Below are 19,976 nucleotides of genomic sequence, written 5' to 3'. Positions count from 1 at the left end.
GACAATCAAATCAGAAATAAATTCGATCGATTAGTCTAAGTCTGGCATAGCCAGCACTGGTTCATTTTCGCGATCGATACCCTTCTCAAAGCCAGCGACAGCCGCGCGAGCGCGACCAGCGTGCCACAAGTGGCCGACCAAGAAGAAGAAACCCATCACAAAGTGGAAACAGGACAGCCAAGAACGAGGAGAAGTGAAGTTAAACGAGTTAACTTCAGTCGCCACACCGCCCACAGAGTTCAAAGAACCCAAAGGAGCGTGAGTCATGTACTCAGCCGCGCGGCGAGCTTGCCAAGGCTGAATGTCATTCTTGATTTTGTTCAAGTCCAAACCGTTAGTACCGCGCAAGGGTTCCAACCAAGGGCCTTGGAAATCCCAGAAACGCATCGTTTCACCGCCGAAAATGATTTCGCCAGTAGGAGAGCGCATCAGGTATTTACCCAGACCGGTGGGGCCTTGTGCAGAACCGACGTTAGCACCCAAGCGTTGGTCGCGGATCAGGAAGGTCAAAGCTTGCGCTTGAGAAGCTTCCGGGCCCGTCGGGCCGTAGAATTCGCTGGGGTAAGCAGTGTTGTTGAACCAGACAAAGCAGCAAGCGATGAAGCCCATCAGGGACAAAGCGCCCAAGCTGTAAGACAGGTAAGCTTCGCCAGACCAGATTAAGGCGCGGCGAGCCCAGCCGAAAGGCTTGGTCAAAATGTGCCAAACACCGCCAGCGATACAAATCAGGCCGAGCCAGATGTGACCGCCGATGATGTCTTCCATGTTGTTGACGCTGACAATCCAGCCTTCGCCACCAAAAGGAGAGCGCACCAAGTAGCCAAAAATCACAGCCGGATTCAGAGTGGGGTTCGTGATAATACGCACGTCGCCGCCGCCCGGAGCCCAAGTGTCATAGACACCGCCGAAGAACATGGCCTTAGCTACCAGCAGCAGAGCGCCGCATCCCAACAGAATCAGGTGGTAGCCGATGATATTGGTCATCTGGTTCTTGTCTTTCCAGTCGTAGCCGAAGAATGAAGAATATTCTTCGAGAACTTCTGGGCCGCGAACGGCGTGATAAATGCCGCCCAAACCGAGAACAGCAGATGAAATCAAGTGAAGAACGCCGACTACGAAGAACGGGAAGATATCAGTGACTTCACCGCCGGGGCCTACGCCCCAACCCAAAGTAGCGACGTGGGGCATCAAAATTAAGCCCTGTTCGTACATGGGCTTTTCTGGGATAAAGTGAGCGACTTCAAACAAAGTCATTGCACCGGCCCAGAACACGATCAAGCCAGCGTGAGCGACGTGTGCGCCCAGCAGTTTGCCGGAGAGATTGATTAAACGAGCGTTGCCAGACCACCAAGCGAACCCGGAGGATTCTTGGTCGCGACCGCTTGCGTAGGAATTAGAGAGCGTTACCACCCGGTAGAACCTCCAACGATTTTAGATTTTGGATTTTGGGTTTTTTTGTTCCCTAGTAGGGCACGGGAGTACCGCACCTGCGCCGGGGAATTGGGATTTGGATTTCAAGTTCAATTTAAAAAATTTAAATTAATCTGAAATCCAAATCCTGATTTTTTTAAAGTGCGTTACCGCGAGGCAGAACTTCTTCAGGGAAGATGAAGTTTTCGTGGGGTTGGTCTGTCGGAGCCATCCAAGCACGAATGCCTTCGTTAAGCAGAATGTTCTTAGTGTAGAACGTTTCAAACTCAGGATCTTCAGCAGCGCGTAATTCTTGTGATACGAAGTCATAGGCGCGCAGGTTTAATGCTAAACCGACGATGCCAATGGAGCTCATCCACAAGCCTGTGACAGGTACGAACAGCATGAAGAAGTGCAACCAGCGTTTGTTGGAGAAGGCAATTCCGAAGATTTGCGACCAAAAACGGTTAGCTGTAACCATCGAGTAGGTTTCTTCAGACTGAGTTGGGTTGAAGGCGCGGAAGGTGTTTGAGCCTTCGCCATCTTCAAACAAGGTGTTTTCTACGGTTGCACCGTGGATGGCGCACAACAGCGCACCGCCCAAGATGCCTGCAACGCCCATCATGTGGAACGGGTTGAGCGTCCAGTTGTGGAAGCCTTGCAGGAATAACAGGAAGCGGAAAATTGCTGCGACGCCGAAACTGGGGGCGAAGAACCAGCCTGATTGACCCAAGGGGTAAAGCAGGAACACCGACACAAACACGGCGATGGGGCCGGTGAATGCTAGGGCGTTGTAGGGACGGATGCCTACCAAACGGGCGATTTCAATCTGACGCAGGCAAAAGCCGATCAGTGCGAAGGCGCCGTGGAGGGCTACGAATGTCCACAGCCCACCGAGTTGGAACCAGCGGGTGAAGTCCCACTGTGCTTCGGGGCCCCACAGGAACAGCAGGGAGTGTCCGAGGCTGTTGGCTGGGGTGGAGACTGCTACGGTGAGGAAGTTGGCTCCTTCTAGGTAGGAGCTTGCCAAACCGTGGGTGTACCAGGATGTGACGAAGGTGGTGCCTGTTAACCAGCCACCGATGGCTAGGTAGGCGCAGGGGAATAGCAGGATGCCAGACCAGCCTACGAAGACGAAGCGATCGCGTTTGAGCCAGTCGTCGAGTACATCAAATATGCCTCTTTCGGTCTGGGCGCGTCCGACTGCGATTGTCATAAAAAAAACTGGGTAAGTGGGAAACGAGCGTGTCTTCTGACCTGAGAGGAAAACAACGCGGCGATTTCAATCGCCTTGAATCTTTCCCCTTTCGGGGTTGGAGGGGTATGGTTGCCCCTTCGATGAGGTATGGTTGCCTCAGTCTCCCTTGTGGGGTAATGTTCGCCTCGACCTGGTTATAAAGGCTTGTTAGACCTGCGACACTGTTTCAGTGACTTTAAAACTGTTGAATCGCAGGTGACAGAGCGGAAAACTGGCGTCGCATTCGCCGGTGTCGTGACCTAAATAACGTCTCCTCTTGCGAGGGGTCTGGTCAGAACAGCTTGCAATTTCTTACAAGCTCAGTGGCCTTAGCCCTTAGTTCCTGACTGCGGTAAAATCCTTTTGCTTGTTAAAAAACTAAGGTTTCTAATTAAACTTAACATAAGTATATATTAGAAGTTCAGAATTTTTCAACATAATTAGCAGGAGTTGATACACAATGCCGATCGGTCGATCGCGATCTCGTCAGCGAAGCGTGACGCTCGGTGGGCTAATTGAATTAAGATTTGGCTTTAAGGCTGTTTAATTTTATGACTGCAAAAACAATGACCTCGATCGATCCTGTCCTGCGCTACCCGGTTTTGGGCTCCCGCCGCTTCAGCAATTACTGGTGGGCGACGGTGGTCAGCATTGGAGGGACTGGTTTCCTGCTGTCGGGCATTTCCAGCTACTTGCACGTTAACCTGCTGCCTTTTGCTGACCCGACTCAGCTTGTTTTCATCCCCCAAGGCATTGCGATGGGTTTCTACGGTGTCTGTGGCGTGCTTTTGGCGCTCTACCTGTGGCTGACTATTCTCCTTGATGTCGGTGGCGGTTACAACGAGTTCGATCGACAAACTGGTAACATTCGGATCTTTCGCTGGGGATTTCCCGGCAAAAACCGCAAAGTTGATTTTAATTGCAAGACATCGGACGTGCAATCTGTGCGGGTGGACATTAAAGAAGGTCTCAATCCCCGCCGCAGTATTTATCTTAAGCTCAAAGACCGCCGTCAGTTTCCCCTGACTAGAGTCGGACAGCCGATTGCTTTGTCTGAAGTGGAAAATCAAGCGGCCGAATTGGCTCGATTTTTGCAAGTTCCCCTAGAAGGACTTTAGGGATTTTCGATTTGCGATTTGATATCTGAGATTGGTAATGTCTCGTAGGGTGCGCCGGGCCGCGCACCTTACCTACCTGGTAAGTGAAAAAGATCGATCTGCGAGTAAGCCCGTTACCAATTTTTGAATCTATCAATTAACCATACTTCAATAGTCCGGACAGTTTTTGGAACCCGACTACAAGCTTACGCGGGGCAAGGATCATAATAAAGTCGAATTAAATGCCCCGTCAGGGGTGGATCGGACATTGATTTAATTATCCACAGTGGCTCAAATTCCTACAGAATAAGCCATTGGGCCATATAAAAACTGTCCGGACTATTGATACTTGCGAAAGTTTTTGATTGCAAACCGTAGAATAAGGGTTTCAAGGCTCCAAGGCCAGTTCGCTATCAAAGGAAAATCGCTGGTTTTAGACTACGAACTAAAAACAGTCCGGACTATTGAATTAAAATCTTTAGTTGCAAAGTCCGTAATTGACTCAAAGTGAAAATACAAATGCAAATGCAAATCAAAATTCAGCGGTGGTTGTTCTCACTTTTAATAATTGGTGCGTTATTTGTCGGAGGATGCAGTAATTCCCCTATGGCAAACTCGACTCCGACATCGAATCCGGCGTCGGGTGAAAATATTTCTTTGTCTCCGTCTCCTTCTCCTGCTGCTGTAGCGACGAGTTCGCAATTTAGCAATTTGCCACGCTTGGAAGGAAAAGCAACGGTGGTGATGACGGTTAAAGGTTCTCCAATTACGATCGAACTCGACGGCACAAATGCGCCAATTACTGCGGGCAATTTTGTCGATTTGGTTCAGAAAGGAGTCTACGACGGGCTGGTATTTCACCGAGTCGTGCGGGAACCTCAGCCTTTTGTAGTTCAAGGCGGCGACCCCCAGGGTAAAGACCCTAAATTCCCTACAGCGCGACTGGGAACTGGCGGTTTTATTGACCCGAAAACTTCTGCTGAACGCAGGATTCCTCTGGAAATTAAAGCTAAAGGTGCTGCCAATCCGACTTACAGCGCGACGTTAGAAGAAGCTGGGGTTAAGGAGAAACCCGTGTTGATGCACAGTCGCGGGGCTGTGGCTATGGCTCGATCGCAGAGTCCTGATTCGGCTTCTTCTCAGTTTTACATTACTTTGACCGATGTACCGTTTTTGGACGGTAGTTATGCGGTTTTTGGGTACGTGAAGCAAGGGATGGATGTTGTTGATAAGATTGAAGCGGGCGATCGCATTGATAAGGCTACTGTTACTCAGGGTTTGGAAAATTTTAAGCCTGTTCAGTAGTCAATAGTCAGTCGTCACTCGTCATATCAATTCCGGTTGCACAATGGAGATAATTGTTGACGGTTGGCTGTTGACGGTTGACTGTTGACTCGGGGTCGAAAAACTCAATGGTTGTTGAGTGTTGACTGTTGATTCGATTTTATTATTCCGATGCAACCGGAAACGATATCAGTCGTTGGTCGTTGGTTAGTAGTTAATAATTAGTTCCAATCATCAATAACTAATGATTAATGACTAATGACTAATGGCTAATGACTAAAAATTTGGGAAGCTGAGGGCAGATGTGGATGTTGTTGTTACGGGAATTGGCCTGGTTTCTGCTTTAGGCACTCTGGATTGTAGCTGGAAAAGATTGTTGTCTGGGGAATCAGGAATTCGGCAACATCAACCTTTTATAGAACTTGAACGACGACCTTTGGCTTTAATTGGCACAAAACCTGTCGATTTAATAAGTTTAATTCGGCAGGTTTTAGCAGATGCTTTGCAAGATGCTAATTTGACTTTGCCTTTGCTTGAGTGTGGGATTGCGATCGGTTCTAGCCGAGGTTTCCAGGCAAATTTGGAACTGTTGGCGAGGGAAGGAAGAGGGAAGAAGGAAGAAGGAAGAAGGAAGAAGGAAGAGGAAAGAGAATTCTCAATTACCGATTCGCAATGCCCAATGCCCAATTCCCAATTCCCAATGCCCAATTCCCAATTCCAAATTACCGATTCTCAATTTGTGAATTTTTTGCCTCACATGGGGGCGATCGCAGCGGCGAGGGCAATTGGTTCGACGGGGCCGGTACTGGCACCGATGGCTGCTTGTGCGACGGGCCTACAGTCGATCGCCCGCGCTGTTGATTTAATCCGCACTGGTGAGTGTCAGCGGGCGATCGCAGGTGCTGTGGAAGCGCCTATCACACCGCTGACTCTGGCTGGATTTAGCCGGATGGGTGCTTTGGCAAACACAGGCTGCTATCCCTTTGATGAAAATCGGGAAGGCTTTGTGCTCGGTGAAGGCGGGGCTTTATTTGTATTAGAGTCGGCCGAGTTGGCAAGGCGTCGTGGTGCTAAAATTTACGGTCGAGTTTCCGGTTTTGGCTTGACAAATGATGCTTGCCATGCTAATTCCCCGGATCTGGGGGGGGAAAGTGCGATCACGGCGGTAAATCAATGTTTGAAACGCAGCCATTTAGCGGCGATTGATATAGATTTTATTCATGCTCACGGTACTGCAACTGAGTTAAATGACCGACACGAAGCATTGTTAATTGAGAAGTTATTTCACCCAGGAGTTGCTGTTAGTTCGACCAAGGGGGCGACGGGTCATACTTTGGGAGCTTCGGGAGCTTTGGGCGTGGCTTTTTGTTTGATGAGCATTAAATATCAGATGTTACCGCCTTGCGTGGGAATTAAAAAACCAGGGTTTGAATTAGATTTTGTTCGCTGTGCGCGATCGGCTATTGTCAGAAATGCGGTTTGTTTAAGCTTTGGCTTTGGCGGGCAGAATGCTGCGATCGTTTTATCGGGCGAGCGTTAATTTTTGTAAACTCGGTCGATCGACATTTAAATTACACGATATCTCTACAGTTAAAATCTTCTGATGTAGCCAGAAGACCCGCCCGCAGATCGAATTTAAATCTCAAAAACAGTACAATATTTATGTATTTTAGTCAATTAACTGAGAATTTTGGTGAGATTACTGCTGCTGCTGTCCTAGTCTGACTCTACATCCCGGCGCTAATCCTTGCGTCAAAGCCTCGGAGGTCAGAAAATAGAGGCAGATTAAAGCAGTATTGTATTTGATTAACGCACCGATTCCGATCGGCGAAAATAGAAGAAAGAAACGGTTTAAATTAAGTCTCAGGTATTTTAACATGGATCTGGCATCTCATCGATTTATGTCTTATTTTGAACCAGAGCAAGCTGCTCACCTTTGCCAAATAGCTGTTTTGGAGAGTTTTGCTGAGGAAACGCTGGTTTTTGAAGAAGGAGAAAAAGCGGATTTTTTCTATCTAGTTTTAGAAGGTAAAGTCCAGTTTAGTAAGCGAATTGAAAACAATAAATATCAAACTGTTGCTGTGGCTAAGCCAGACGATTATTTTGGCGAACTCGGAGTTTTAGACGGAGAGCCACGCAGTGCTAGAGCTGTGGCAGTTGCAGGCTCGACTTTGGCAAAAATAGCCCGTGAAGAACTAATAACAACTCTCCAGTTTGCTAAAGGCAGTTCGGTACTGCAAATGTTTGGTTTCATTACTAAAAATTTACGGGATACCACGGATCAATATGTTAGCCAGTTGGTACACAAACAAAAAATGGTATTGGTAGGAGAAATGGTGAGTACAATTATTCACGATTTCAAAAGTCCTTTTACTGGAATTAAACTCTCCAGTGAAATGCTCAAAGAAATGCACCCAGATGAGGAAACTCAGGAGTGGTGTGAACTTATTCAATTGCAGGTTCATAGAATGTTGGGGATGGCTGAAGAAGTATTAGAATTTTCGCGCGGTAATTCTGTATTACATAAAAAACCAATTAATCTAATTCAGACATTGCAGCAGTTTGAAAAGTTGAACAGAGTTTATTTTGAAGCAGCCAAAGTAGATTTAGTAGTACGGGTGACAGAAGTAATAGTGGAAGCGGATGAAAATAAGATTTTGCGCGTTTTACAAAATTTAGTTGGGAATGCTGTTGAGGCTTTTGGCGGAAGAGGGGGTCGGGTGGAGATTGCGGTGACACAAAGTGACGAGTGGGCAGAAATTAGCATTTACGATAACGGCCCCGGCATTCCACCGACAATTAAGGAAAAGTTATTTGAACCGTTTGTGACTTATGGCAAGCGGACTGGTACTGGGTTGGGAACGGCAATTGTTAAGTCCATCGTTGAGGCTCACAAAGGGAAAATTACTTATGAGTCAGAGGACGGAAAAGGCACAACTTTTTACATCTGTTTGCCGAGAAGCATGGCTTTAGCAGATCAAAATTAAGTAGGTAGGAAGATATATACTTAGGACTTTCTCACTAAGCGTCAGAAGAGACTTGGTTGATGAGTAGATATCTTGTTATAAAACAATATTTTTCTAAGAAACCGGGTTGAAGAGCGTAAGTCCTAATACTGTGTAGCGGTTTGCATAATCAAGTAGAATTAAATTAATGAAGCGCTAAAAATCTGATGCCAGTTACTATTCAAACCTTACCCACAGAAGTTATCAATTTAATTGCCGCCGGCGAAGTGATTGACTCGATCGCCGCAGCGGTAAGAGAATTAGTTGAAAATTCTCTGGATGCTGGCGCAACTCGCATTGTTGTTTCTGTCTGGCCGGAACAGTGGCGGGTGCAAGTTGCAGATAATGGTACGGGAATGGATCTGGAAAATTTGCGGCAGGCGGCTTCGCCTCACAGTACGAGCAAAATTACCACTGAAGCTGACCTTTACAAAATTGATACTTTGGGATTTCGTGGGGAAGCTTTGCACAGTTTAGCTCAGTTGGGCTGTTTGGAGGTTTTGAGCCGATCGAATGATTTGGGATTGGGGGATTTTTCGGAAAATCCAGAGTCGGCGCAAACCCCCGCCAAATCTTCCTTTAACAAGGGGGGATGTGGAAATGCTCGATCGGGCTGGCGGGTGGTTTACAATAGCGCGGGCGTTGCTGTGGAGGTGGAAACAGCCGCGATCGCTCCGGGTACGGTGGTGACTGTTGATAATTTGTTTGGCAATTGGCCTGTGCGCCGCAGTTTTTTGTCACCGACACAGCAAATGCGATCGATCCAATTAACCCTTCAGCAAATTGCTATTTGTCACCCGCACGTTAATTGGCAGTTGCGTCAAGGAAATACGCCTTGTTTACACGTAACTCCTGGTAGCACAGCGGAACACATTTTACCTCAATTTGTGCGCGGCGTGCGTGCGAGTGATTTGCAGTATTTAAAGTTAGATTTGCCTGCGAGTCCTCAAAATCTAAAAGCAGCAAATTTATTGGTAGAAACTCAACTTGTTGGCGCTACAGTTAAATCTAATTACCAATTCCCCGTTGCTACTTCCAAATTCCAAATGCCCACTTCCCAGTTGTTAGAATTAGTAATTGGTTTGCCAGATCGCTGTCACCGCAGGCGGCCCGATTGGGTGAAAGTTGGGGTAAATCGGCGAGTTGTGCGATCGCCCGAATTAGAGCAAACTATTCTCAGCGCCTTTGCCCGCACTTGTCCGCGTGATCGCTATCCCGTGTGTTTTGTCCACCTGCAAATCTCCCCTTCGGAAATCGACTGGAACCGCCACCCGGCTAAGGTTGAAATTTATCTGCACGATCCGAGTTTTTGGCAAGCACAAGTGAGCGCGGCAATTGCTCGTGCTTTGCATTTGAACGATGAAGTTTTGCCACCTGCCCCAATTCCCGATCGAGTGGGAAAATTGCTGAAGGCATCGGAACAAAAAAGTGCTTACAGTGTTGGGGTTTCGGCTAGGCAGAATGAGGACGGCGGCGAAGAGGCAAAAGGTAATAAAATAGCATTGATGGAATTGAGGGCGATCGCTCAAGTTCACAATACTTACATTGTTGCCGAACATTCCAGCGGAATTTGGTTGATAGAACAGCACATCGCTCACGAGCGCGTTTTGTACGAGCAATTGTGCGCGGCTTGGCAGCTAAAATGTCTAGAGAAACCAGTAATTCTCAGTCAATTATCGGCGCTGCAAATAGAGAATTTATCCCGATTGGGTTTGGAAGTAGAAAGTTTTGGCGAACAGCTATGGGCTGCCCGCGAAGTTCCTGAATTGTTAGCCGATCGAGATGACTGTGCGGATGCGCTTTTTGAACTCAGTAAAGTCGCAGATTTACAAGCGGCTCAAGTTGCGACTGCTTGCCGTAGCGCTATGCGAAACGGTACTCCTTTGAGTCTTTCCCAAATGCAAAATTTGTTGGATGAATGGCAGCAAACTCGCAATCCGCGCACTTGTCCTCACGGCCGCCCTATCTATTTTGCTTTGGAAGAATCGACTCTGGCTCGGATTTTTCGCCGCAGTTGGGTGATTGGTAAAAGTCACGGGATTTGAAGGTTAAAAGTTAAGCTGTAAGGTGCGCGTTACATACAAGACTGTTTTTTTTAAACCGCAGAGGGCGCAGAGAACGCAGAGAGGAAGAGAAGAGAGATGTTTTTAATATTTTTTTGGGCAACTGGATATTCGTATAAAATGTCAATTAAAATCAAATAAATCATAAATATGGATTTTCCGATCGCCCGACAACTCTTTTATCGAGAAATAAATCAGCCTGATGGCTCGATCGACCTGGGGAAAGCTGCCCTTTATATGGCTTTGGAAGAATACCCAAATTTAGAGCCAGAGGAGTATCTCAACGCTCTCGACACGATCGCAGATGAAGTGCGCGATCGCCTGCCGGCACAGAATTATCCGCTGCGGATTATTCAAACTATTAACGGCTATTTATACGGGGAGTTGCAGTTTGCGGGCAATGATGCTGATTATTATGACCCCCGCAATAGCTTTTTGAATGAAGTGATCGATCGGCGTACTGGTATTCCGATCTCTTTATCTTTGGTTTATTTGGAGGTTGCTAAGCGGATTGATTTTCCGATGGTGGGAATTGGGATGCCGGGACATTTTTTAATTAGACCGGATTTTGAAGATGCTGGTATTTTTGTTGATGCGTTTAACGGCGGCGAAATCTTGTTTCCTGAAGATTGTCAAGCCCGACTTTCTCAAATTTATGGTCAACCTATGGAGTTGCAGCCGATTTTTCTCGGCCCGGTAAGTCGCCGACATTTGTTGGGGCGAATGCTGGGAAATCTGAAGGCGATTTACTTGCAACAGGGAGATGCTGTGAGGGTACTCTTGGCGATCGAACGGATTTTGCTGCTGTTTCCCGATGCGCTGGGGGAACGGCGCGATCGCGGAATTCTCTATTATCAATTGGGACGCTTGGTAGAAGCGCGCCACGATTTGGAACTATACCTGAGAAATGCTCCGAATGCTCCTGATGCTGCTAGAATTCGCCAATTGGTCGATCGGCTCGATCGGGATCTTTGAAGTTAAATTCGCTAGATGTCGCACAGCACACTATAAGACATAAAAGTGACAATCAATAAACTGCTGCCCGACGACCAAATTTCGCGTTTATGATTTTTGCAAAGGTATCTAAATTTGTCAAAAAGCTAAGCATAACATATTAGTTGTAAATTAACACCTATCTTTTGATAGGTTGAAATTGCTGGACTTGACTGTAAAATCATAGGTCATTTACGGACATCCCGATTCGACTTTCCCGACTGATATCCGCACTGATATCCGCACTGACGAGCAATCTAAAAAGTATTTTGACGTAAAGAGGAACAAACTCATGAACTTTCAGTTTCAACAACGTTATCTCAACGGAATGCAACCGCTGTCAGCCCATTTAACCAAAAGAATGTCAAAGTCTTTATCATTGGGTTTGGCGCTTTTGCTGGGAACAAGTGCAGTATTCCTAAGCAGCGGCAAAGCCTTTGCATTAGATAATGTTACCGTAAAATACGGTGCTGTTGACGTAACATTACCGATGAGCGACTTGCAAAGCTTTGCACAAAATGGCCAAGCATCATCTCAACTGCAAAGCGTTCTTAGTCTTGCGAAACAAACTCCCGAGTCGATGCGCGAAATATTAACGCGAGAAGTGCCTTTAGATTCCCAATTAGTAGCGCGGCTAGCAAGCACTTATTTTGGGGAAATTGTTTTCAAACAATTGGGGGAGGTTGCTTATGCGCCGGCAACTCGGCTGCAAAGCGCGCCCGCACTGCGCGATGCTTTAGTCGCAGCTTCCAAAGATGGCAAAATATCGCTGATTGAAGTGATGCAAAATTACAGCCCTACTGCCTTAGAAGTTGACGGCAATCAAGCGATGGTTATTTACGAGCGAGTGATTAAAGATGTGCAAGATTTGCAAGCTTTGTATCAGAATTCCCCGGCTTTGCAAAATACGGCTAACCAAGCCGTGAATTCGGCGAGAGAAATGATTTGTCAGCCCAATCCATCGGGAAGTGCGAAATAAATAACTGAAGTTGGAGGGAAGGGGTAATGGGAAATTGGGAATTGGGAATTGGTGCTTTTTTCCTATTAGCCCTAGCTTTCAGCTATTAGCAATTACTCATGACCCATTACCAATTCTTCGGCTATGCGAGGGTAAAAGTTCCCAATTACCCATTATCCATTACCCCTTACCCATTCTTTGAGATAGTTGCTCTGCTACCCGCTTGAGTCTGCGGAGTTGGTCTTTCATATCTTTTTCTGTCCAAGGGGCTGCAAAGCGATTGAAACCAAATCTAATTAAACGATTGGGAATTTGAAATTCAAAGCGGTTAATCAAGAGAGTTCCTTGGATTTGCGGCTGGCATTCCCAACGATCGCATCCTTTGAAAAATCCGTCAAACCCCCAAACAATTAAACCGGGTTGTCGCTCCAACACAACACTCTCTAAAGAGGGTTGCAAAACGGGAATTTTTATGATAAATAAGCTGCGACTTCCTACGGCAGTATCCCATTCGCCCTGGGGATCGCAGCGTAGCAGGGGATTGAGCCACTTGTGCATTAAAGTGCGATCGACTATACATTGCTCCACCAGAGTAGCAGCAGCGCGAATTTCAATGGATTGCTCGAAAACTTGACGAATTGACATGAGAACCTGCAACAGGGAGGGTATTACAAAACTTTGCTTACTTGATAGTCCTTTATTTACTTGTAACGTCAATTTTTCCAGAAATTAAAAGATTGACACACTCATAAATACAGTGTATCATCTTGAATTAAAGTATATATACCGATTATGGAGTTAGTCGAAAGGCACATCATTAAACCAAATCATAGGTTTTATCGAGAAGCCGATAGACTATCTTTGCTGTGCAAAAAACTTTACAATAGCGCTAACTACATCTACCGTCAAAACTTTTTCGCTAGCCAACAAACAAACGCTCTGGCTGTTTATCAGGCGCTCAAAACAAGTCCTGATTACAAAGCACTGCCCGCAAAGGTAGCACAAAGCACGATCGGCTTACCCCTCAAAGCATGGACTAGCTATTATCTGGCGGTGCGAAACTATCAGGAAGACCCAACTAAATTTAAAGCCGCCCCGAAAATCCCTCATTACAAAGGTTCAAGAGAGCGAAAAAGAGAGGAGGGGCGCTATGTAGTTGTATTTAATTGTCAAGCTGTTAGCAAAAAATCCTTAAAAAAAGGATATGCTCGTCCCTCTGGGACTAATATTTGGTTGCCCTCAAAAGTCACCTCGATTCGGGAAATCCGGATTGTTCCCAAAGTAGGTTGTTATGTTGTCGAGGTGCTCTATGAAAAGTTAGAACAGCCTTTACAAGTTAATCAGAGAGTAGCTGCCCTAGATTTAGGATTAAACAATCTGGTAACATTAACCTACAATATTCCTGGGTTAGTACCGACAATCTACGAGGGACGGGGTGTTAAGTCAAGAAACCAATACTGCAATCAAGTTTCATCGGCACTGAAATCATTGCTGCCCGTAGCGCAAAAAAACAGTAAAAAACTCGCCAAATGGTGGCACAAGCGTAACTGTCAAGTGGATTACTACCTCCACACGACGAGTTCCGCAATTATTAAAGAACTCGTCAATTATCAAATGGGCTTGCTGGTTATAGGGTGGAACCAGGATTTTCAAGATGGGATTAATACTGGTATGATTAGAAATCAAAATTTTGCCTGTATTCCCCATCGCCGGTTTCTGCAAATGTTGCATTACAAAGGACAACTTGCGGGAATTAAAGTTGTGTTAGTTAAGGAAAGTTACACCTCTAAATGTTCAGCTTTGGATTTGGAACCAATTCAACAACATTCCGACTACATTGGCAGTAGGGTAAAAAGAGAATTGTTCAGAATCCAAACTGGATAACTAATAAATGCCGATGTGAACGGTTCTTTGAATATTGGCCCCAAAGCAGTCGGAGATGGGTTGATCCCAAATTCGATGGAGGGTTTTGTAGTTAACCCAGTACATTAAAAGTGTACAAACATTAAATTTAGGCGATGTCTAGATTTTTTGGAACTATTATTAAAGTTTCGTCTTCTCCTTGTCAAATGTGACGTTAACCTGAGAAAAAAATGAATGAAAGTTGGCAAGAAATAACTAGACCCATATCGGACCCAATAGCGGCTTTTTCCGATCGCATTTTGGCACAGGCCCAGCCCGCAAATCCGCTGGCACAGGCAGAGCGCGGAATTAACAATCTCTTTCAGGGCTCAAACATTGAAAATCTCCTCTGGGCCGTCGGTATCCTGCTAGTTGGCTTGATAATATCAGCCGTCGTATCATCTGTAGTCGGGGGATTGCTCAAGAAGACTACGATCGACAATCGGCTGGCTGCTTGGATTACCGGCCGCCCGGAAGGAGCTGAAACCCCGCAAGTGGAAAAATGGATTTCCACAGCGGTGTTCTGGATCATTTTTATCTTTTTCCTAATTGCCTTTTTCGACCGTCTGAATCTAACGGCTGTCTCGCAACCGCTCAATACTTTTCTCAATCAAATTACCGGTTTCTTGCCGAAGTTAGCCGGCGCGCTAATTTGGTTGGGGATTGCTTGGGTGTTGGCGACAGTCGCCAAAATGGCCGTATCGCGCGTGATGCGGACTTTGAGCGTAGACGAGCGCTTGAATCAGGAGGTGGGCGCTGCGCCCACTGAGCGCCCTTTGCTGCTGAGCGATACTGTGGCGAATGCGCTGTACTGGTTCATTTTTCTGCTGTTTTTGCCGCTGATTCTCGACTCACTGGAAATGCAGCAGGCTCTGCTGCCAGTGAATAATTTGCTCAACCAAATTCTGGCGGCAATTCCGAAAATTCTGGAAGCTGTGCTGATTGGGTTTGTGGGCTGGCTGCTGGCTATGGTGGTGCGGCGGATTGTCACGAATCTGTTGGCTGCTTCTGGGGCGGACAGTTTGGGTGCTCGGTTTGGAATTTCGCGGACTTCTAGCGGACAATCTCTGTCGTGGATTGCCGGGACGATCGTCTATGTTTTGATTTTGATTCCAACGGCGATCGCAGCTCTCAACGCTTTGGACATTCAAGCGATTTCGCAGCCTGCAGTCGCGATGCTCAACGACATTTTGGGCGCGGTTCCCAAAATTTTCACGGCAGCGCTGATTCTGGCGCTTGCTTACATTTTGGGGCGCTGGGTAGGCGATTTGGTTACTAATATCCTGACGGGAATTGGCTTTAACAATGTCTTTTCTTGGTTGGGGGTGCAGCCACCGAAACAGTCGCTGAGGCTACCGCCAAGTTCGATCGATCCGGAGGCAACGATTCTTCAGGAACCGGAACTTCCTACCCGCACGCCTTCTGAGTTTGTCGGCATTGTGGTGCAGGTGGGCATCCTGCTGTTTGCAGTGGTGGCGGCTACCGACGTGCTGCAAATTCCAGCGCTAACGGCGATTGTTAGCGGTATTGTCGTAGTTGCGGGTCGGGTGCTGGCCGGTTTGGTGGTATTTGCGATCGGCTTGTATTTGGCGAATCTGGCGTTTAGTTTGATTGCCAGTTCTGGAACTCGTCAAGCGCGGCTTTTGGGCCAAGCGGCTCGGATTGCGATTATTGCCTTTGTTTCGGCCTTGGCCCTGCAACAGATGGGCATTGGCAGCGATATTGTGAATTTGGCTTTCGGGCTGCTGCTTGGGGCGATCGCAGTTGGCATTGCTCTAGCTTTTGGTTTGGGCGGGCGCGAGATTGCGGCCGACCAAATTCGCGAATTGTTAGCGTCGTTTAAACAAGATAAGACGCCACGTTTGTAATTCTATAAAATGGCGTTTGTCAAGTACAAACGCCATTTTTTTATATTTTTTATTAAATAAATGAATTGCTAGACTGCCTGAATGGCGTTAATCACATTTTGACGCAGGTCGTAGCTATAAGCTTTTGCCATTTCTTAGGCTCCTGTAAGGAAAAAACTTGTATTTTATGTCCTAAGTGTCTTAGCAATAGCTATTCTACAAAAGAAAGTTTATGGACTTCTACTATATTTCCATTATGAGAAAGCCACCTACCTAATATCATGTCCGGTCGATTCCCTCCGCAAAAATATAGCCTTTCTTAAAAAGATGAGGTATCCGAGATTCCCTGAATAGCGGGACTTTCAAGCCTTATTACATACCTCATCTATCTGAGAAAGGCTATATATGTTATAACTAAATGTTTTGAATTTTAGACCTTAACTGTGAAGCTTGGGGAAATCAAATATCTAATAATGAGTAACTAACTTAAATATATATTTGACGGCAGCAAATGTCTTACACATATGATAGCACTTCCTAATCCATTATTGAGCTTGTAACCAAATATCTTCAATTGGATTCTGAGTCGGATCGTTGGGTGCAAATCTCAAACAATTGATTTTCCAATCAGATTCTTCTAAACCATTATTCACCACTGATAAAAACTCTTTAACCTCTGCTGAAGAATGATATAGTCATTTCAAATAAAAAAGAGACACTATTGAGCGCAGTAGGCACAGATAAGTTCATCTAAAGATGTGCCAGGAGGAGAATACATTCTGGCTCGCTTTAAGGCACTAAAATCGTGTTCAATATCGTTCAGGTCGGGAGAATATTTCGGGAGAAAAAGAACTTGATGACCAGTTTCCTCTACCAGTTCTCGAATGGCTGTTTTTCGATGAATCGGTGCATTATCCATGATTAATATAGATGGCTTTGTTAGAGAGGGTAATAAATATAAAGATAACCACCCTTCAAAGCCTTCTGCATTGAGGCTTCCCGTAAAAACCATTGGGGCAATTAAGTCTTTTTTTCCTTTCCGTCTTCCAGCTACTAGATTTTCTCTTGTTCCCCGTTTGCCGGACTTTTCACCCCAGATTTTTTTGCCTTTTTTAGACCAGCCATAAGCACAATCTAGAAACGGCTCAAATCCTGATTCATCAACAAAAACCAGACTTTGACTTCCCGATACTTTAATCAATTCTCTGAGATGAGAGTAGTATTTCATTCTTTCTTCTCGGTTTCTCTCCTGGTAACGAAGTTGTTTTTTTTTTTGGGTAATTTTCATTTCTTTAAGAGCATAAGATATGGCACTGGGTCTGGTTCCAAACTTATTGGCTCTGTCGATTAATCTGGCATCTGGATTCTCTTTAACATCCTTTTCCAATGCCTGCCAATCTAGTTTTCTCTTACGTCTTTTTACCTTTGTAGCTTGAAGGTCTGACCGACCGAGCCACCGATATATCGTTGCTCTTCCTACCTTAAATAGGACAGCAGCTTGGGCGATACGACCGCCATTTTCTACATAGTCCACTACTCTTTTTCTCAAATCTATGCTGTAAGACATTTTCCTAACTGGTTAACGATTTTTTTTCATTTTACATCATTTTTTAAAATTCTCATACTTATTTGAAATGACTATACAGCAAATTCCAGGTTTATGAAGTACAGTAGCAGCAGCTTGTAAACCAGTTTTTGACGTGCTTAGGACTGACCAAATAAGCGTGCCGTAGCCAGCAAAATGTCAACCATTTTGGTAGTGCTTGGTGAGAATTGGCGTAAAAAAAATTTGAGTTGCGACCACCATAATTCTATAGAATTGAAGTCGGGAGAATAGCGTGATAAGTTCAGTAAACTAGCACCAGCGGCTTGTATTAATGGTTCCATAGTCCCCAACTTGTGAGCGGGTAGATTATCCATAACAACTACTGCAGCCTCCCATAAGTTTGGTACTAAAAAATGTTCAATAAAGACTTCAAAAGCTCTGCCATCCATTGACCAATTTAGTGTCATTAATCCTACTACTTTTTTTGAACTAATTACTCCTAGAACTGTGATTTTGACGCCGCGATAAAAGGGTATTAAATCGTAGATTCTACAACCACATAGTGAACGTGCATAGGTTCTTGTCAACCCAATAAGACGCCCATTTCATCCAAAAAAATCAGGTTGTCAGGGTCAATTTTTTTCACGTTTTTCCAATATTCACACCTCAGAATTTGCACTCTTTCAGTGGCAGACTGACTACTGCGTATGGTCTTTTTTTTCGCGTCAAATTTTGTTTTTGTAGTTCACGACACATCATGATCGGGCTGACAGCTTCGTTGTAGTTCCAAAGCCAATATTCACTTGGGTTCTGACAACGTCCCATCCGGATATTTTTCTACCATCTGAGTCAATTCAGTCGTGCGCGAGTTTAACACACTTTTGAGGCTTCCACCCTGTTGTTTGGGTTGAACATAGCCAGTCGTTTGTTTTTGTTTTAAAATTTTTTGAACAAACCCTTTACTCACATCAAATCTGGCGGCTACTTTCCTAATTGATGTATCACCTTGTTCCTAAATTTTAACTATTTTCTCACGAAACTCGCTCGAATAAGGTTTCATTTTTTTCGCTTAGGTACTAAATACGCTGTATCATATATACATGGAATCTGCTGTATTTAGCGCCATCCAAATTAATGCTATCCGCTTGTCGTTATATTAACTCATCAGATATTTTAAATATTCAATAGTATGTTCTCCATTTCCCTTTGGATAGGCCTGGATAAGACATTGAGCAGTCGCAATATTTACTGAGCCAAAGTAAGTCGGTAGCTCTTTCTCATTAACTATTGGCACTTCTACTCTTTCATTCTTCTTGCCCCAAACATAGCCACAAATATCTCCCCAAAGAAGATGACATTCATCCTGAAAAAAAACTACCAATTCACCTAATTCAATTTCATTCCGATGAGCTTCTAGCTATTGGATCAATTCTTTTGTTTGACCAGTTCAGGATCTGTTTTAGGATTACGTTTTTGAGAATTTTTCTGTTCTTGAGCCAGCAGCGTCAAAAATCTCATAGTAACTCTGCTGAGAACTAAAAACTATCTTATACCGCTCCTGTATATAAGCTTTTAGTTCTCCTAAATTCCAATAATTATTTTTTTGTAGCCAATCAATGATGGCAGCCCGTTCCTCAGATTTTAAATATCCCACAGAACCCTTATAAGCCAGCTTGAGAGCAGATAGACCTTGCATGGTAAATATCTGACTCCATTTACTAATAAAGCCAGAACTCACTGATAAACTTTCCTGAATCTCTTGATGCTTATATCCTTTAAGCTGCATAGAGACGGTAATCGCTCGTTTCAACTCGCGGGGATCGGGATTAGATTGGATAAATTCCGTTAACTCTTCTAACATACATAAATTATGTAGTGATTTTGGCTATTATCTCATAAATCATTTAGGAGTGCTATATAAGGGCTTGTGGCAGGTTAGCAATCCTAAATGATTTGGAGCAGCTTTCCGAGCGTCTAAGTCTTCAAGATAGCGAATCCCGTATTCGTTTACCAGAACTCTGCTAGCCGATCGGGTTGCTGTTGAGCAAACACTGGACTCGATGCGAACTGTTCGGTTGTTACTTTCATAGCTCGCTACAAAAGCTTTACTTTGGACTTTCCCTATAACACTTCTGTCTTAAGATAGATGACTAAAATTCAAAACATTTAAGAAAAATCATTTATGTTAGATCCGCTTTGAATCTAATTTTACTCCCACCCTTGGGATTACCTTGGTCGCCGGCAAAGCAATTGAACAGGCAGCTAAACCAATTGAACAGGCAGTTTCGGAATTAATAAATTTTATTGCGAAACTATTTTTATTGTTAAAGTTTTTTCCATCACCAAAGTCTTATCTTACTCTTGTAGTAAGTCGGCTATTTGGTGATAGCCGATGCTCAAAAAAGCGAAGAAGATTTCCTTGCCTATTTAATATTTTTTAAAGGTGAGATAGATGACAGATTCTCAGATAGCCAGTCCTGAAATACTGGCACCTCCTCATAGACGATTAGCCCTGAGTCTTCCGGCGTGGCTGGTGCTAATCTGTATCATTGCTTTTACCGCGCTACTGGCAGCAGGGGCTGCCATCTGGAAAAATGCTCCCCCTTTACCCGATGTAATCCACTCTCCAAAACA

Annotated in this window: 16 protein-coding genes; 9 read left to right on the top strand and 7 right to left on the bottom strand. The window is 45.0% G+C overall.

Annotated features, from left to right (window positions below; translation table 11 throughout):
• Positions 1 to 30 precede the first annotated feature (30 nt).
• Both psbC and psbD read right to left on the bottom strand, forming a co-directional pair.
• Positions 31 to 1,410 (bottom strand): photosystem II reaction center protein CP43, encoded by a 1,380-nt coding sequence (gene psbC / locus QUB37_RS17260; protein WP_333164154.1) that lies wholly within the window; start codon positions 1,408 to 1,410, stop codon positions 31 to 33.
• A gap of 157 nt (positions 1,411 to 1,567) precedes the next feature.
• Positions 1,568 to 2,626: a photosystem II D2 protein (photosystem q(a) protein) gene (gene psbD, locus QUB37_RS17255; RefSeq protein WP_333055206.1), complete on the bottom strand. Its 1,059-nt coding sequence runs from the start codon at positions 2,624 to 2,626 to the stop codon at positions 1,568 to 1,570.
• A 572-nt stretch (positions 2,627 to 3,198) separates the two neighbouring features.
• On the opposite strand from psbD, the gene QUB37_RS17250 reads away from it, so the two are divergent.
• The 7 genes from QUB37_RS17250 (at position 3,199) to QUB37_RS17220 (ending at position 12,068) form a co-directional block, all read left to right on the top strand.
• Positions 3,199 to 3,765, top strand: coding sequence for a photosystem I assembly protein Ycf4 (locus tag QUB37_RS17250; RefSeq protein WP_333164151.1), 567 nt, complete (start codon positions 3,199 to 3,201; stop codon positions 3,763 to 3,765).
• 498 nt (positions 3,766 to 4,263) lie between these two features.
• A complete protein-coding gene (locus tag QUB37_RS17245; protein ID WP_445300034.1) occupies positions 4,264 to 5,049 on the top strand; it encodes a peptidylprolyl isomerase in 786 nt (261 codons plus the stop codon).
• Between the two features lie 283 nt (positions 5,050 to 5,332).
• Complete coding sequence (locus tag QUB37_RS17240; protein ID WP_333164147.1) at positions 5,333 to 6,568, top strand: beta-ketoacyl-ACP synthase; 1,236 nt, start codon at positions 5,333 to 5,335, stop codon at positions 6,566 to 6,568.
• A gap of 337 nt (positions 6,569 to 6,905) precedes the next feature.
• On the top strand, positions 6,906 to 8,015 hold the full coding sequence (locus QUB37_RS17235) for an ATP-binding protein (protein WP_333164144.1): 1,110 nt from the start codon (positions 6,906 to 6,908) through the stop codon (positions 8,013 to 8,015).
• Positions 8,016 to 8,200: 185 nt separating this feature from the next.
• Positions 8,201 to 10,078 carry a DNA mismatch repair endonuclease MutL gene (gene mutL, locus QUB37_RS17230; protein WP_333164141.1) on the top strand — a complete coding sequence of 626 codons (1,878 nt, stop codon included), beginning with the start codon at positions 8,201 to 8,203 and terminating at the stop codon, positions 10,076 to 10,078.
• A 168-nt stretch (positions 10,079 to 10,246) separates the two neighbouring features.
• Positions 10,247 to 11,071: a transglutaminase family protein gene (locus tag QUB37_RS17225; protein WP_333164139.1), complete on the top strand. Its 825-nt coding sequence runs from the start codon at positions 10,247 to 10,249 to the stop codon at positions 11,069 to 11,071.
• A 310-nt stretch (positions 11,072 to 11,381) separates the two neighbouring features.
• Entirely contained in the window at positions 11,382 to 12,068 is a 687-nt protein-coding gene (locus QUB37_RS17220; protein WP_333164136.1) for an alpha/beta hydrolase, read from the top strand.
• Positions 12,069 to 12,227: 159 nt separating this feature from the next.
• Here the strand turns inward: QUB37_RS17220 and QUB37_RS17215 are convergent, their stop codons facing one another.
• A complete protein-coding gene (locus QUB37_RS17215) occupies positions 12,228 to 12,692 on the bottom strand; it encodes an SRPBCC family protein (protein WP_333057572.1) in 465 nt (154 codons plus the stop codon).
• 147 nt (positions 12,693 to 12,839) lie between these two features.
• Between QUB37_RS17215 and QUB37_RS17210 the strand changes: the two genes are divergently transcribed.
• Positions 12,840 to 13,931, top strand: a complete 1,092-nt coding sequence (locus QUB37_RS17210) for a transposase (protein WP_333164133.1) — start codon at positions 12,840 to 12,842, stop codon at positions 13,929 to 13,931.
• 209 nt (positions 13,932 to 14,140) lie between these two features.
• Positions 14,141 to 15,817: a mechanosensitive ion channel gene (locus QUB37_RS17205; protein WP_333164130.1), complete on the top strand. Its 1,677-nt coding sequence runs from the start codon at positions 14,141 to 14,143 to the stop codon at positions 15,815 to 15,817.
• A gap of 697 nt (positions 15,818 to 16,514) precedes the next feature.
• On the opposite strand, the gene QUB37_RS17200 is transcribed toward QUB37_RS17205, so the two are convergent.
• From QUB37_RS17200 to QUB37_RS17185, 4 genes are all read right to left on the bottom strand, one after another.
• Positions 16,515 to 17,363 carry an IS630 family transposase gene (locus QUB37_RS17200; protein ID WP_333164128.1) on the bottom strand — a complete coding sequence of 283 codons (849 nt, stop codon included), beginning with the start codon at positions 17,361 to 17,363 and terminating at the stop codon, positions 16,515 to 16,517.
• Positions 17,364 to 17,500: 137 nt separating this feature from the next.
• The gene (locus QUB37_RS17195; RefSeq protein WP_333164126.1) at positions 17,501 to 17,929 is read right to left on the bottom strand and encodes a transposase; all 429 of its coding nucleotides are present in this window, start codon (positions 17,927 to 17,929) and stop codon (positions 17,501 to 17,503) included.
• 569 nt (positions 17,930 to 18,498) lie between these two features.
• Complete coding sequence (locus QUB37_RS17190; RefSeq protein WP_333164124.1) at positions 18,499 to 18,723, bottom strand: hypothetical protein; 225 nt, start codon at positions 18,721 to 18,723, stop codon at positions 18,499 to 18,501.
• 84 nt (positions 18,724 to 18,807) lie between these two features.
• Positions 18,808 to 19,203, bottom strand: a complete 396-nt coding sequence (locus tag QUB37_RS17185) for a transposase (protein WP_333164122.1) — start codon at positions 19,201 to 19,203, stop codon at positions 18,808 to 18,810.
• Between the last annotated feature and the right edge of the window lie 773 nt (positions 19,204 to 19,976).

Origin of the sequence: Microcoleus sp. AT3-A2, assembly GCF_036705685.1 — a bacterium.
Taxonomy (GTDB): Bacteria; Cyanobacteriota; Cyanobacteriia; order Cyanobacteriales; family Microcoleaceae; genus Microcoleus.
Note: the sequence above shows the minus strand (reverse complement) of the source record. Positions and strands in the feature narration are given on the sequence as shown.